Here is a 15,409-nt window from a genome sequence, read left to right on the forward strand (position 1 = left end):
GTCAGTCGGTCGCGGGCGGCGCGGGATCGACCCCGGCCTCCAGCCACCCACGGAACGCCTCGAGGTTGGCCGTGGACTCGCCACGCGAGATCCGCCACTCCCACTCCTTGCGGATGGAGGTGGCGAAGCCGAGCTCGAGGATGGTGTTGAAGGACTCGTCGGCGTGGGCGAGCACCGAGCCGAGGAGCCGGTCGAGCTCGTCCTGGGTCACCGAGGAGAGCGGCAGCCGGGCGTCGAGGTAGATGTCGCCGGCGTGGTCGACGGCGAACGCCACGGCATACATCCGCAGGTTGCGCTCGAGCAGCCAGCGGTAGACGCGGGCGTGGTTCTCGTCGGGGTTGCGGCACACGAAGGCGTGGACGCCGAGCGCGTGCTCGCCGACGTCGAGCCGGACCGGTGTCTGCAGCTTCCTCTCCCCCGGCAGCGTGAGCGAGAAGCTCCCCGGCGCCGTTGACTCGTAGTCGATCTCGTTGGCGTCGAGATAGCCGCGGATGACGTCGGAGAGGGCGGGCGCGGTCACACCGCCATCTCATCACGCAGCAGCGCGCGGGCGTCCTTGTAGGCGGTGAGCGTGCGATCGGCGGTCGCCTCCCAGGAGAAGTCGCGCGCGTGCTCGAGCGCCCCCGCACCGAGGCGGGCGGTCAGGGCGGGGTCATCGATCAGCCGGCGCAGCGCGGCCGCCCACGCGTGCGCGTCGTGGCCCTCGACCAGCAGACCGCTGCGCTCGTCGGCGACCACCGTGGTCAGGCCACCGACGGCGGCGGCGACGACCGGCGTGCCCGTCGCCTGCGCCTCCGCGGCCACCAGCCCGAAGGACTCGTTGTAGGACGGTACGGCGACCGCGGTCGCCGCCGCGCACCAGCGGGCCAGCTCCGGCTGCGCCACCGGCGGCACGAACCGCACCACGTCATCGAGGTCGAGCTCCGCGCACAGCTGCGCCAGGGACTCGGGGTGCTCAAGCCCGCTGCCCGAGGGCCCGCCGACGACCGGCACGACGAGCCGAGACCGCAACGACGGGTCGCGGTCCAGGAGCACGCTCACCGCACGCAACAGCACGTCCGGCGCCTTGAGTGGCTGGATCCGGCCGGCGAACATCAGCACGACCGCGTCCTCGGGCAGGCCGAGCGTGCGGCGTACGACCGCCTTGTCCTGCGGTGTGAAGACCGACAGGTCGACGCCGGGGTGCACGACCTCGACGCGGTCGGGATCGGCGCCGTAGAGGTCGATCAGCTGTCTGGCCTCGAGGGCGGTGCTGGCGATCAGGAGGTCGGCCGCCTCGACCACCTGCTCCTCGCCGATCACGCGCGCCCCCGGCTCGGGGGTGTCGCCCAGGGCGAGCGCCTCGTTCTTGACCTTGGCCATCGTGTGCATCGAGTGCACGAGCGGGACCCCCCATCGGTCACGGGCCAGCGCGCCGACCTGGCCCGAGAGCCAGTAGTGGGAGTGCACGACGTCGTAGTGGCCCAGCGGCTCGTTGGCCTCGGCACGCAGCACCTCGCGGGCGAACGCGCACAGCTGGCCGGGTAGCTCCACCTTGGTCAGCCCCTCGAAGGGACCAGCGGCGACGTGGCGCACCAGCACGCCGTCGAACGCCTCGACGACCGGCGGCAGCTCCGACGACGTGGCTCGCGTGAAGATGTCCACGGCGATGCCTCGCGCGGCAAGCCGGCGGGAGAGCTCGACGACGTAGACGTTCATGCCGCCCGCGTCGCCCGTCCCCGGTTGATCCAGCGGGGAGGTGTGCAGGCTGATCATCGCTACGCGGTCCACGCGCGGTTGAACACCGGCAGCGCGTCAGCGATTCCCGAGGCGTCGGGTCAGCCGGCGCAGGGGCGGAGCGCCGCGGCGTACGCCCTCGGCTGCCGCCACCCCGACGAGGAGCGAGAGCGCGATCGCGGCCACGGGCGAGTGGACCTCCAGGGCGGGGTAGACCCGCCAGTGCAGGAGATAGATCCACAGCGACGACGCAGCGAGTACGCCGACCAGCGAGGCCACGCCGACAGGCAGCCGGACCCGGGGCAACCAGGTCAGGGCGAGCAGGCCGACGACGAGATAGGCGGGCCGGATCGGCCCACCGACGTTGAAGAAGCCCGGCGCGAACGTCAGGGTCAGCGCGCTCACGACCAGGCGCTGCGGGACCGTGCGGGCCTGCGAGATCGCCCAGCCGAGCGTGACCAGCCAGAGCATGCCGTTGATCCGGTGGACGTGGTCACCAGGGATGCCGAACAGGTCGAAGCGCGCGGGCGCCAACGCGATCGTCAGGGTCACCGGGAACGCGAACGGCCAGCGTCGCGACGCGCGATCGACCGCCGGGACGGCGAGCAGTCCGGCCAGCAGCAGGGTGGAGAACACGATCGCTTCGATGAACCAGTAGCTCCACCGTGGCTCCGACCACGCCCACTCGGTCAAGGACGTGATCAGCGCCGCCTGCTTCCAGGTGATGTCCGGGGAAAACATGGCGACGGTGCCGATCACCAGCACCGACGGCACGACCACGCGCGCGAGGCCGCGCAGGATCGCGCCGGTGCGTTCGCGGCGTGGCCGCTCGCCGAGCTGGAACCGACCGAGGTTGAACCCGACGATGGCCAGCAGCACGTGGGCGCCGCCCGTGATCGAGAACAGGCCGGCGTGCGAGGCGACGATCGTGAAGATCCCCAGGGCCCGCAGCACGACGTTGGTCTCGACCGCGCTCCCCCGCCTCCGGGGTCCCGCCGCGTCGGCCAGGGCCGCCGCGGGCATCGCCGGCCAGCCCGAGGGGAGCTCGCCGAGCAGTCGCTCGAGGCGCAGGGCCGCCTCGACGTAGGACAGCGAGTCGCCGCCGAGGTCGACGAACGAGTGCGTCGGCTGCGCGTCGGGACGGGCCAGGACGGTGGCGAGCAGGGCGGTCACGTCGGCCGGGCTGACGACACCGGCGCGCGGCCTGGTCGTGGTTGTGGTCGTGTTCGAGCGCGGTGCGGCGAGTGCCCGGTAGTCGATCTTCCCGCTGGCCAGTCTCGGCAGGTCGGGCAGCACCACGACGTCGACCAGCGCCGCCGGCACGCCGGTCAGCTCGGTCGCGGCCAGGAGCAGTGCGGGCACGTCGACGGGTCGGGCACCGTCGGTGACCCCGACGACGAGCCGGTCGCCACCGTCGGCGGCGGCCACCACGAAGGACCGCGCGCACAGCTCGCGCTCGAGGTGGTCGAGGTCGAGACGGAGGCCGCAGACCTTGGCGATGCGGTTGCTGCGGCCGACGATCTCCCACAGTCCGTCGCGACGCTGGCGGGCGAGGTCACCGGTGTGCAGCTCGCTGACCGTGCGTCCCAGCGCGAGGTCGGCGGGCACGGACGCGTAGCCGAGCATGACGTTGGGCCCGGTGAAGACGAGCTCGCCGACGCCGTCGTCGCTCGGCGCCTCGATACGCATGTGCGCACCCGGCAGCGGCAGCCCGATCGAGGTCGGGGCCGTGGCCGCGAGGTTGGCGGGCAGCACGCTCATGCGGGCGCTGGCCTCGGTGGCGCCATACATCACGAACAGGTCGAAGCCGCGGCGCTGCCCCAGCTCGGCGAAGGCGCGCACGCGCTCGGGTGACATACGTCCGCCGGCCTGGGTCAGGGTCCGCAGGGAGGGCGCCGAGCGGTCGGCGAAGCCGCTGCGCTCGAGCAGCTCGAAGGTGTGCGGGACGCCGGGGATCGTGGTGACGCCATGGGCGGCGACCTCGGACCAGAAGCACTCGTCGAGCACGCAGGCATCGGTCAGGAGCAGGCCGGCGCCCATCAGCAGGTGGCTGTGCAGGACCGAGAGGCCGTAGCAGTAGTGCAGCGGCAGGGTGGTCGCGGCCACGTCGTCGGCACGGATCGCGAGCGCCTGCGCGATGGCGTCGGCGTTGGCCAGCAGCCCGTCGCGGCTCAGCCGCACCAGCTTGGGCGAGCCGGTGGTGCCGCTCGTGGAGAGCAGCACCGCGAGGTCCTCGTGCAGCGCGTGGGCGGAGACGTCGCGGCGGAAGACCCGACCGGCGCCCCGACCCGGCGACGCCACGATCACGTCCGGGTCCCACGCCTGCGCGAGCGCGTCGGCGTGCGAGCCGGCGACCAGCACGACCTGGTCGGCCGAGAGCGCGCCGAGATATTCGACCACCGACTCGATGTCGTGTCCCGGCACCAGCAGGACCAGCCGGCGCGCGCCGGCGTAGGCGTGCGCCACGTCCCGGACGCGACCCGCGAGCTCGGCATAGGACAGCGTCCGCCCGCCCGCCCGCAGGGCGACCCGATCGCCGAAGGAGGCGAGGTGGGCCTCGAGCGGCCGGGCGGCGCGTCGCAGGTGCGGGGTGGTGGTCACCATGGCAGTTTATAAGGCAAGCCTTACCTTTGCCACATCCTGCCCATCACGCCTCGACGGTGCCCTGGTGGAACCGTTGCCGCCACTGGTCGCCGGTGCGCTGCCACAGCGAGCTGCGCAGCCGGCTCCCGTCGTCCCCGGACTCACGCCACACGAGCAGGATCAGGTCGGTCGCGACCCGCGAGACGGTGATGACGTCGAGCGTGGCGGGTCCGGCCAGCGGGCCGATCTCGTCGAGGAGGGCCTCGCGCTCCCACAGGCGCCCGGACGCGCCGATCTCCTGCCACTGCGGATGCAGCAACGCCGCGACTGCCGCCCGGTCGGAGCGCACCTCCTCGCTCAGCAGCGACCGCTCGTGGGCGACCACCTGCTCCTCGTCACTGAGCCCGCGACCGCTGAGGCCGGCATCGTCGAGGTCGCTGAACAGGTCCGACTCCTCGAGCACCTGACCCACGACGGCGGCCGGATGGGCGGTGCTGCTGCCGACGAACCCCGGGCCCGGGTCGGCCGCGCCGCCGCGCTGGTATGCCGAAGCGGCGGCGTTGGCCAGCCTGTCGGCCGCCTCGTTGAGCTCGTGCCCGGCGTGGCCCTTGACCCACTCGAACCTCACCCGGCGCCCCTGCATCGCCGCGTCGAGCGCCTTCATCAGCTCGACGTTGATCACCGGCTTGCCGTCACCCTTCTTCCAGCCCTTGCGCTTCCAGCCGGCCATCCACTTGGTGACGGCGTTGATCACATAGGTGCTGTCGCAGAAGACGTGGAGCTCGTCGTCGAGGTGGGCGGTCTGCTGAAGCAGGTCGAGCACCGCCATCAGCTCGCCCATGTTGTTGGTGCCGTGGGGCCAGCCGCCCGAGGCCCAGCACGAGTCGTCGACATACCAGGCCCAGCCCGCTGGACCGGGATTGCCCAGTGCCGAGCCGTCGGCCGCCGCGATGATCACGGGAGCATCCAATCAGGCCGACCGGCGCGAGATCTGAGAGACTGCCGATCGTGCAGACCATCGGACTCATCGGCGGCATGAGCTGGGAATCCAGCGCCGTCTACTACCGCGACCTCAACCTCGGCGTGCAGCAGCGACTCGGGGGCCTGTCGTCGCCGAAGGTCGTGCTCAGCACCGTCGACTTCGCCGAGCTCACCGACCTCGAGGAGCACGAGCGCTGGGACCAGATCGGCGAGCTGCTCGCCGAGGCCGGACGCGGCGTGGAGCGCGCGGGGGCCGACTTCCTGCTGCTGTGCACCACGACGTTCCACAAGGTCGCCGACGCCGTGGCCGAGGCCGTCGACATCCCGGTGCTCCACCTCGGTGACGTCGTCGCCGAGGCCTGCCGCCAGGGCGGTCACTCGACCGTGGGCCTGATCGGCACGAAGGTCGCGATGGAGGACTCGTTCTTCATCGACCGGCTCGCCGAGCACGGCATCACCGTGTTGGTGCCCGACGAGTCGCACCACGACACCCTCAACGACGCGATCTACGACGAGCTCGTGCACGGTCACGTCGTCGACGCCACCCGACGCCGCGTCGTCGCCATCACCGAGGAGCTCTGGGACGCCGGCGCTCGCGCTATCCTGCTCGGCTGCACCGAGCTCGAGCTGCTCATCCGCCAGGCCGACATCGAGCTGCCGGCGATCCCCTGCACCACGCTGCACGTGCAGGCGGCGCTCGACAAGGCTCTCGCCGACTGAAGCCTCACCGCTCGCCCGCACTCCGCAGCACCAACGCGGCGAGCTCGTGCAGGTCACCCGAGAGCGCCTGCTCCGGCAGCGTGACCGGATCGCCGTCGGCGACCTGGAAGGTGTAGACGAACATGTCAGGCAGCCGGCGGTATGCCGCAGCGCCGGCCGCCACGGCATCGAGGTCGATGCGCTCCACCAGCGACCGCACCCCCCCGTCGGCCTCGTCGAGGCTGACCTCGCCCTCCTCGGTCCGGCCGGTGAAACCGCCCGAGCGCCTGACCCGGACCAGGGCAGGACCGGCACCCGGCGGGCCGGACTGATCGGGGCCGGACTGACCAGGGTGGGACCGGTCGGGGGTCGAGGTGGCGACCGACACCCCCACCTGCTGCCAGGCCGAGGCCACGGCCGCCGCGTGCTCGCCGGCGGCCGCGAGCGTCGCGGCCGCGAACTGCGCGAAGTCGGCGGTGGGCCGCACCTCCCCGGCCGTCAGTGCGGCATACCAGATCCGGCCGGCACCCTCGAGGCTCATGCCGCCGATCGCGGTGGCGGCGAGGTGGAAGGCCCGGTTGGGGATGCCGGAGTTGAGGTGGACGCCGCCATTGTCGTCGTCGGTCTCGATGAAGTCATCGAGGTGGCCGACCTGCGGGTCGGCGCCCAGGGTCGGGTCGTCGTAGGCGGTGCCGGGGGCTGCCATGTCGCGCAGCGCGCGGGCGCCGATGCCCGCGACGAAGATCCCCTCGCCGATCAGCCAGTCGCCCCTGGCCGCTGACTCGCCGGCCAGGTGCTGCTTGAAGCAGGCGGCGAAGACGTCGGAGACCGACTCGTTGAGCGCGCCGGACTGGTCGCGGTAGACCAGGCCGGTCGTGTGCTCGGTGACCGCGTGCCCGAACTCGTGCGCCAGCACGTCGGCGCTGCGGGTCAAGCGCTCGAAGACCCGGCCGTCACCGTCGCCGAAGACCAGCTGGGCGCCGTCCCAGAACGCGTTGTCGTAACGCTGGCCGTAGTGGACGGTCAGGGACACCGGCGCGCCCGCGCCGTCGTAGGACGAGCGGCCGAAGGCGTCCGCGAACATCGCGAGCGTCGCCTCGATGCCGGCCGCCGCCTCGTCGACCGCGACGTCCCCGGTCACCGGCTGCCCCGCGGAGCGCACCGGCCGGCCCGGGAGCGTGGTCGCGCTGCCCGCGTCGTGGACCGTCCAGGCCGCAACGTCGAGGGCCGAAGCCGCGGACGTGCGGGGGTGGGCGGCCCGGGCACTGCGGCGTAGGCGCAGCCGCTCGTCGAGCACGAGGGCGTCGACCGCACCCACCCGCTCGAGCAACCACGGCGGGATGAAGGTGCAGGACGTCATCACGTCCCGAGAGGTGTCCATGCACTAGGTCTACCCGCTTCCTGTGACAGCGCAACTCCTCCGACTGCGCAACTCCTCCGAGAGGGCAACCTGCCCCCGTGGAGAGCGGCCGAGGTGAGCCTGCGTCCTCGATCATGCTGGTCGGCATGGAGCAAAGGGGGCACGATGGTGACCATGACCCTCATTCCGCAGAGCCGTCCGCTCACCCGCGCGGACCTGGACGAGATGCCCGATGACGGGCACCGCTACGAGCTCATCGACGGGGTGCTGATGGTGACTCCTTCGCCACGCTTTGGCCACCAGGATGCGCTCGGTCGACTCCACCTGCTGCTCGCCGCGGCCTGCCCGGCCGACCTCGTGGTCGTACTGGCGCCCTTCGATGTGACGCTCGCCGAGGACACCGTGATGCAGCCCGACCTGCTGGTGGCACGGTTCGCTGACATCACCGAGCGCGACCTGCCCACGGTCCCGCTCCTCGCGGTCGAGGTCGCCTCGCCGAGCACGCGCCTCTTCGATCTCAGCACGAAGAAGGCCCGGTTGGACGAGGCCGGCATCGAGGCCTACTGGGTCGTCGATCCCGAAGGCCCCCGGCTTCGGGTCTGGGAGCGCCGCGACGGGCAGCTGGTCGACGTGGGCGACGTCGTGGGCGAAGAGACCTTCACCACCGTTGTGCCGTTCCCGGTCGAGATCACTCCCGCCCGTCTGAGCCGGAGCACCCCCGGCACCTGAGATGGGACGATGGCTGGGATTCGGGGCCTGCCGCCGACGCCGGTAGCCTTGAGCGGCGCCCTACGCGCCTGCTCACAGCCTTGACTGCATCTGCCTGAATTCGGAGCCCTTTTCGCATGCCTGAACGCTCAGATCTTCGCAACGTCGCCATCGTGGCCCACGTCGACCACGGCAAGACCACCCTCGTGGACGCCATGCTCCGTCAGGCCGGCGCCTTCACGGCCCACCAGGCCGAGAGCGTCGCCGAGCGGGTCATGGACTCCGGTGACCTCGAGCGCGAGAAGGGCATCACCATCCTCGCGAAGAACACCGCCGTGCACTACGCCGGTCCGGCCGGTGGCGGTGAGCCGATGGTCATCAACATCATCGACACCCCAGGTCACGCCGACTTCGGTGGCGAGGTCGAGCGAGGACTGTCCATGGTCGACGGCATCGTGCTGCTCGTGGACGCCTCCGAGGGGCCGCTCCCGCAGACCCGCTTCGTGCTCCGCAAGGCGCTCAACGCCGACATGCCGGTGATCCTGGTCGTCAACAAGACCGACCGCAGCGACGCCCGCATCGAAGAGGTCGTCGAGGAGACCTACGAGCTCTTCATGGACCTCCTCGACGAGAGCCACAGCCAGGACGCCCTCGACTTCCCGGTCGTCTACGCGTCGGGCCGTGCCGGCATCGCCAGCCTCGTGGCGCCGGAGAACGGCACCATGCCCGAGGGCAGCGACCTCGAGCCGCTGTTCAAGACGATCCTCGAGACCATCCCGGCCCCGGTCTACACCGAGGGTGCCCCCTTGCAGGCCCACGTCACCAACCTCGACGCTTCACCGTTCCTGGGTCGGCTCGCCCTGGTCCGGGTCCACGAGGGCACCCTCAACAAGGGCCAGACCGTGGCCTGGATGCGCCGCGACGGCTCGGTCAAGAACGTCAAGATCACCGAACTGCTGGTCACCGAGGGCCTGGAGCGTCAGCCCGGCCAGTCCGCTGGTCCCGGTGACATCGTCGCGGTGGCCGGCATCCCCGAGATCACCATCGGCGAGACCTTGGCCGACGCGGAGAACCCCGTCGCGCTGCCGCTCATCCACGTCGACGAGCCGGCCATCTCGATGACCATCGGCACCAACACCTCGCCGCTGGTCGGCCGCACCAAGGGTGGCAAGGTCACCGCTCGCCTCGTCAAGGACCGCCTCGACGCCGAGCTCGTCGGCAACGTGTCGCTGCGCATCCTGCCGACCGAGCGTCCCGACGCGTGGGAGGTGCAGGGCCGTGGCGAGCTGGCGCTGGCCATCCTGGTCGAGCAGATGCGTCGCGAGGGCTTCGAGCTCACCGTCGGCAAGCCGCAGGTGGTCATCCGCGAGATCGACGGCAAGGTGCACGAGCCGTTCGAGCGCCTCACCATCGACGCCCCCGAGGAATACCTCGGCACCATCACCGAGTTGCTCGCCTCCCGCAAGGGGCGCATGGAGTCGATGACCAACCACGGCACCGGCTGGGTCCGGATGGAGTTCCTGGTGCCGGCGCGCGGCCTGATCGGCTTCCGCACCGAGTTCCTCACCGACACCCGCGGCACCGGCATCGCGCACGGCATCTCCGAGGGCTACGAGCCCTGGGCCGGCGAGATCCGCTCGCGGACCAACGGTTCGCTGGTGGCCGACCGCAAGGGTGCGGCCACGGCATACGCCATGACCAACCTGCAGGAGCGGGGGATCATGTTCCTCGAGCCCACGACCGAGGTCTACGAGGGCATGATCGTCGGCGAGAACTCCCGCGCCGACGACATGGACGTCAACATCACCAAGGAGAAGCAGCAGACCAACATCAGGTCCGCCACCTCCGACAACTTCGAGAAGCTGATCCCGCCGCGTCACCTCTCGCTCGAGCAGAGCCTGGAGTTCTGCCGCGACGACGAGTGCGTCGAGGTCACGCCCGACTCGGTCCGCATCCGCAAGGTCGTGCTCGACGCCAATGCCCGCGCCAAGACCGCATCCGCATCGCGCAAGGCCAACAAGTAGGTCGCACGCCGCGGCGGCTCGGGCCAACTGGGCGCCCACCAACTTGACCGGGACGGGGGCCAGGGCCGATAGTTCAGGCATCACACAGAGTCCGGATCCGTGAGCCCCCGCCATGGCACGGATGGGAGATGACCCCGACATGAGCGTCGCCCTGCAGTCGGGCGAAGGTGCCGAGATCAACAGGGTCCGGGAACGGTTCGCCGCGGGAAGTCAGGACCTGGACGGCATCCGGCCCTCGATCGCCCTGTCGTGGACTCGATGTCGAGACCGTTACGGCGTCGACCCGCGGCTCGCGCTCGCCCCGCCCGCGCTCGACCCGAGCCACCGGTGCCTGGACCGGGACGTGCTGCTGACCGGACTCGGCGGCCACGCCGCGGCCCTGCGGCAGCTGCTCGGCACCGGAGTCGTGACAGTGGTGGACGAGGGTGGCCAACTGGTCGGTTCCTGGGGCGAGGGCATCCCCGCTGCCGGCGAGGCCCACCTGCGGCCGTGGTACTCCTGGTCGGAGATGTCCAGCGGCACGAACGGCATGGGCACCGCCCTCGAGGCGCAGACCCTCTCGTCCGTGCGAGGCCCCGAGCACTGGTGTGAGGGGTTCCATGCCCTGGACTGCCTGGGCGCCCCGGTCATCGACCCCGTCACCAGCTCGCCCCTGGCTGCCGTCAACGTCTCCACGCTCACCGGGGGCATGCCCGACGACGCCCCGGACCTGCTCCGCCGGACCACCGCCCTCGTCCGGGCCACCCTGATCTCTCGCGCCGAGGAGCACGCCACCGCGCTCGCCACGGCATTCACCTCCGCCATGCGCGGGAGGCGAGGTGGGGTGCTCGCCGTCGACACCGGCGGCAACGTGGTGGTCGCCAGCTTGGAGGCCGGTCAGCTGCTCGGGATCGAGGCACGCCAGGTCCGCACAGACCCCGCCGACAGGGTGCGGCTCGATGACTCCGAGTTCGGGCTCCTCGCCGCGAAGGCGGCGCACGCGGCGCACGACCTTCCCGGCTGGATCGGCTCGGTGGAGGCGGTCTCGGCCGGCGCGGCCGAAGGCGTCCAGGCGACGCTCGTCGCGGTGCACCAGGGATGCCATCCCATCGGCTTCTTGATGACACTGGGGGATATGCAGGGGGAACCGATCACTCCTGACCCTCCCGAGGTCCTGCCCCAGAGCCAGCTGAGCCGGGTGGTGGCCCAGGTCCGGGGCCGCACCCTCGTGCTGCTCCCGGCCGAGATCCGCTACGCCGAGGCGGACGGCAACACTGTCTGGCTGGCCACCGATCGGGGCCGGGCCCGGGCCGCTCACCGCGGTCTGAAGAACCTCGAGCACGCCCTGGCGGGTCATGGTTTCCTGCGCGTGCACCGGCGCTATCTGGTCAACCTCGCCCGGGTCGTCGAGGTGGAGCGGGGTCCCGGAGGGGAGCTGAAACTGATTCTCGACGCCGGGCGCAGCTCCGCCGTGCCCGTGGCGAGAGCGCACGCGGGCGCGGTCCGTCGGCACCTGGGGTTGTGAGGCCAACCGTTCGTTGCACGTTTCGGGCCGTTCGTCACCGAACTCTTCCCCGGAGGCGGCCTTCTCCCTAGCGTCCCTTGGAGTGACAGCAGTCACGCATGGGTGAGTTGGGAGCTACGGTGGAACACGCGCAACTGGGAAAACGGCTTGTCGCCGAGGCGATCGGTACGGCGATGCTGGTCCTCTTCGGGACGGGATCGGTCATCGCGGCCCTGACCGTGGGCGGAGGCACTCTGGACTACGCGGGCCTGGGCTTCATCTCCTTGGCCTTCGCGATCGTCGTCGCCTTGATGATCTACGGCTTCGGTCCGGTCTCCGGTGCCCACATCAACCCGGCCGTGACGATCGCGCTGGCGATCACCCGACGATTCCCCTGGCGAGAGGTCGGCCCCTACGTCGCGGTCCAACTCGTGGGCGCCGCGGTCGGCAGTCTCCTGGTGGTGGTGGTCTTCGGCACCGGTGCCGCCGACCAGGGCCTGGGGATGACCTCGATCGCCGAGGGTGTGTCCACGGGGCAGGCGGTCGTGGCGGAGGCACTCGGAACGTTCCTGCTGATGTTCACCATCATGGCCGTGGCGGTGGACTCCCGGGCGCCGCTGGGCTGGGCCGGCTTCCTGATCGGCCTGGCCGTCCTCGGCGCGATCCTGCTCATCGGCCCCCAGACCGGAGGTTCGCTGAACCCAGCACGTACGTTCGGCCCGGACCTCGTGTCGTCGATCTTCGGCGGTAACACGCAGTGGGCCGACCTGATCGTCTACGTCGTCGGACCAGTGGCAGGGGCCACCGTCGCTGCCTTCCTGTACGACTACGTGGCCGAGCCTGGCAAGGTTGCGGTTGCCGTCGACGAGACGTACACCCCCACCAACGAGCGCCTCACCAAAGACGGCGCCTGACCGGCGCTCGCGCCGTACGAGCGCGGGACGCCGACAAGAACGTGCCCGTCCCGGGACCGGGTCGGGCAGTCACCAAGGAGAAGGGAAATGCCATGACGGGAAACCGCGTAGTGGTGTACAAGGGACCGGGAGAGGTAGCCGTCGAGTCGATCGACTACCCGAAGCTGGAGCTGCCGGCCGATGTGGTGAGCGGTCTGGGGATCAAGAAGAAGGCGCCGCACGCAGCGATCCTCAAGCTGGTCACCACCAACATCTGCGGCAGCGACCAGCACATGGTGCGGGGCCGTACCACCGCACCGGTGGGTCAGTCGCTCGGCCACGAGATCACCGGCGAGATCGTCGAGGTGGGCGAGGACGTCCTCTTCGTCAAGGAGGGCGACATCTGTTCGGTGCCCTTCAACATCGCCTGTGGCCGCTGCCGGATGTGCAACGAGGGCAAGACCGGCATCTGCCTCAACGTCAACCCGGCTCGCGCCGGCGCTGCCTACGGCTACGTCGACATGGGCGGTTGGGTGGGTGGCCAGGCCGAATACGTCATGGTGCCCTATGCCGACTTCAACCTGCTGAAGTTCCCCGACCGGGACCAGGCCTTGGCGAAGATCCTCGACCTGACCATGCTCTCCGACATCTTCCCGACCGGCTACCACGGTGTCTTCACCGCCGGTGTGACCAGCGGGTCGACGGTCTACGTGGCCGGTGCGGGTCCGGTGGGCCTCGCGGCGGCGTACTCCGCGCACCTGCTCGGCGCGTCCACGGTGATCGTGGGCGACATGAACGCCGACCGGTTGGCGCAGGCCGCGAGCTTCGGCTGCGAAACGGTCGACCTCAGCTCGGGCGCCTCGCTGCCGGACATGATCGAGCAGATCCTCGGCGAGCCGGAGGTTGACGCTGCCTGTGACGCTGTCGGCTTCGAGGCCCGTGGCCACGGTCACGGTGCGGGTGAGGCACCGGCGACGGTGCTCAACGACATCATGACCGTCTCGCGCGCCGGTGCGGCGCTCGGTGTTCCCGGCCTGTACGTCACCGGCGACCCCGGCGGCATCGACGAGAACGCCAAGATCGGCCAGATCGGCGTCAGGCTCGGTCTCGGCTGGGCGAAGTCGCACTCGTTCACCACCGGCCAGTGCCCGGTGAAGAAGTACAACCGCCAACTGATGAACATGATCCTCAGTGACAAGGCCCACATCGCGAAGGCGGTGGGTGCGACGACGATCAGCCTGGACGAGGCCCCGCAGGGCTACCAGGAGTTCGACCAGGGTGCGGCGAAGAAGTACGTGATCGACCCCCACGGAATGGTCGCCTGAGCGCAGGCACGAGACCGTCTCCACGGGCATGCGGCGCAACTCGGCCGCATGCCCGTTGGTGACGGGGGGCGGGCGCGGGCGGTAGGCCGCCGAGTAGGGAGTCCCGGCGCCCTACGCCTGGTAAGACACGGTCGTCATCATCCCGGCCTCGGCATGGTAGATGTTGTGACAGTGCGTGGCCCACTGGCCCGGGTTGTCGGTGTCGATCTCGACCTCGACCGAGGCCATCGGGCCCACCACGACCGTGTCCTTGCGGGCACCACCCTCGACCAGGCCGAAGGTGTGCCCGTGCAGGTGCATCGGGTGGAACATCATCGACTGGTTCACATAACGCAGCCGGACCCGCTCGCCCTGGGTCACCGGCAGGGGCTCGGCGTCCTCCATCGTCTTGCCGTTGATCGTCCACCGGTACGGCGCCATCGTGCCCGCGAGCACCAGGTCGTGCCGTCGGTCCACCGACCGCTGCGGCAGTCGGACCGACTCCTCGGCGACCAGGTCGGTGCCCAGCAGCACCCGGCCGGCCAACTCCGCGGGCGAGCTGCTCGCCCCCGGCGCAGGCCCGCTGCCGGTGCGCACCACCGCCAGCGCGGCCCCGCCCTTGCCCTCGGCCGAGGCGACCAGCGGGAAGGCCCCGTCACCGAGGGTGACCACCACGTCGTAGCGCTCGCCCATCGCGATCAGCAGCGCGTCGGTCTCGACCGGTGCCACGGCGAAGCCGTCGCTGTGGGTGACACTCATCGAGTGCCCGCCCAGATCCACCCGGAACGCGGTGTCCGAGCCGGCGTTGACGATCCTGATCCGCACCCGCTGACCGGGCCGACCGGTCAGCGTGACCGGGTCCTGCGGCGTCCGGCCGTTGACCAGGTAGTAGGGGTGCTCGACGTCCCCGGCGCCGCCGAGGATCTCCGAGCGCATGTCACCGGGCCCGCCCGTCATCGGCCCCATGTGCTCCATGCCGCCGTGCATCCCGTTCGAGGGCGCCGCCTTGAGCTCCTCCAGCACCTCGTCGGGAGTGCGGCCCGTGCCGTCGATCCAGTCGTCGAGGACCACGATCCACTCCTCGTCGTAGCTCCCCGGCTCCGCCGGGTCGTCGACGACCAGGACGCCGTAGAGCCCGCGGTCGAGCTGGACGCCGGAGTGCGGGTGGTAGAAGTACGTCCCCGGGTGGGGGAGCGTGAACTCGTAGTCGAAGACCTCGCCCGCCCCGATCGGCTCCTGGGTGAGTCCGGGGACCCCGTCCATGTCGTTGCGCAGTGCGATCCCGTGCCAGTGCACGCTGGTGTCGGTGGCCAGGCCGTTGTCGACCGCCACCTTCAACACGTCACCGGCCGTGGCACGCAGCAGCGGCCCGGGGACGGAGTCGCCGTAGGCCCAGGTGCTGACCGTCCGGCCGCCGAGGTCCAGGGTCACCGGGCGCGGGCGCAGCTTGGCGCGGACCACGGAGCCCGATGCGCTGCGTCGTCTGGCCTCGGCCTCCGCGACGGCGCTCGCGGTCGGCCCGACCTGGCTGCTGGACGACGAGGTCGTGCAGCCGGCGAGCAGCCCCGTGGTGGCGACGGCCGTGACGCCGAGTCCTCCCCGGATGAGGGCGCGGCGGGTGAGCTGTGACATGTGGGTGCTCCTCGGAGTGTGGGTGC

The 15,409-nt window shown here is 70.9% G+C and carries 12 protein-coding genes; 6 read left to right on the forward strand and 6 right to left on the reverse strand.

The annotated features are described in order from the left end of the window. Position 1: 1 nt before the first annotated feature. Genes CF8_RS15890 through CF8_RS15905 form a run of 4 tightly spaced genes read right to left on the reverse strand, consistent with a single transcriptional unit; the run spans position 2 to position 5,257 of the window. A complete protein-coding gene (locus CF8_RS15890; protein ID WP_010834127.1) occupies positions 2–520 on the reverse strand; it encodes a YbjN domain-containing protein in 519 nt (172 codons plus the stop codon). After that, positions 517–1,770 (reverse strand): D-inositol-3-phosphate glycosyltransferase, encoded by a 1,254-nt coding sequence (mshA, locus tag CF8_RS15895; protein WP_442937085.1) that lies wholly within the window; start codon positions 1,768–1,770, stop codon positions 517–519. The genes CF8_RS15890 and mshA overlap by 4 nt, the downstream gene beginning before the upstream one ends. Before the next feature lie 24 nt (positions 1,771–1,794). Beyond that, a complete protein-coding gene (locus CF8_RS15900; protein WP_198016864.1) occupies positions 1,795–4,317 on the reverse strand; it encodes an AMP-binding protein in 2,523 nt (840 codons plus the stop codon). A 46-nt stretch (positions 4,318–4,363) separates the two neighbouring features. After that, positions 4,364–5,257, reverse strand: a complete 894-nt coding sequence (locus CF8_RS15905; protein ID WP_010834130.1) for a ribonuclease HI family protein — start codon at positions 5,255–5,257, stop codon at positions 4,364–4,366. A gap of 50 nt (positions 5,258–5,307) precedes the next feature. Here CF8_RS15905 and CF8_RS15910 point away from each other — a divergent pair, with 50 nt between their 5' ends. Then, positions 5,308–6,000, forward strand: a complete 693-nt coding sequence (locus tag CF8_RS15910) for an aspartate/glutamate racemase family protein (protein WP_010834131.1) — start codon at positions 5,308–5,310, stop codon at positions 5,998–6,000. A gap of 4 nt (positions 6,001–6,004) precedes the next feature. Here CF8_RS15910 and CF8_RS15915 read toward each other — a convergent pair whose 3' ends face one another. Further along, a complete protein-coding gene (locus tag CF8_RS15915) occupies positions 6,005–7,360 on the reverse strand; it encodes a protealysin inhibitor emfourin (protein ID WP_010834132.1) in 1,356 nt (451 codons plus the stop codon). A gap of 153 nt (positions 7,361–7,513) precedes the next feature. On the opposite strand from CF8_RS15915, the gene CF8_RS15920 reads away from it, so the two are divergent. The 5 genes from CF8_RS15920 (at position 7,514) to fdhA (ending at position 13,772) form a co-directional block, all read left to right on the forward strand. After that, positions 7,514–8,068, forward strand: coding sequence for a Uma2 family endonuclease (locus tag CF8_RS15920; RefSeq protein ID WP_232211524.1), 555 nt, complete (start codon positions 7,514–7,516; stop codon positions 8,066–8,068). Between the two features lie 116 nt (positions 8,069–8,184). Then, complete coding sequence (typA, locus tag CF8_RS15925) at positions 8,185–10,071, forward strand: translational GTPase TypA (RefSeq protein WP_010834134.1); 1,887 nt, start codon at positions 8,185–8,187, stop codon at positions 10,069–10,071. A gap of 139 nt (positions 10,072–10,210) precedes the next feature. Further along, complete coding sequence (locus tag CF8_RS15930; protein ID WP_051204239.1) at positions 10,211–11,575, forward strand: DNA-binding protein; 1,365 nt, start codon at positions 10,211–10,213, stop codon at positions 11,573–11,575. A gap of 119 nt (positions 11,576–11,694) precedes the next feature. Then, the gene (locus tag CF8_RS15935) at positions 11,695–12,468 is read left to right on the forward strand and encodes an MIP/aquaporin family protein (RefSeq protein WP_010834136.1); all 774 of its coding nucleotides are present in this window, start codon (positions 11,695–11,697) and stop codon (positions 12,466–12,468) included. Between the two features lie 92 nt (positions 12,469–12,560). After that, positions 12,561–13,772 (forward strand): formaldehyde dehydrogenase, glutathione-independent, encoded by a 1,212-nt coding sequence (fdhA, locus tag CF8_RS15940; RefSeq protein ID WP_036491238.1) that lies wholly within the window; start codon positions 12,561–12,563, stop codon positions 13,770–13,772. A gap of 111 nt (positions 13,773–13,883) precedes the next feature. Here fdhA and CF8_RS15945 read toward each other — a convergent pair whose 3' ends face one another. After that, positions 13,884–15,383 (reverse strand): multicopper oxidase family protein, encoded by a 1,500-nt coding sequence (locus tag CF8_RS15945; RefSeq protein ID WP_010834138.1) that lies wholly within the window; start codon positions 15,381–15,383, stop codon positions 13,884–13,886. Positions 15,384–15,409: the final 26 nt, after the last annotated feature.

It is taken from the genome of Nocardioides sp. CF8, from assembly GCF_000389985.1.
GTDB lineage: Bacteria > Actinomycetota > Actinomycetes > Propionibacteriales > Nocardioidaceae > Nocardioides > Nocardioides allogilvus.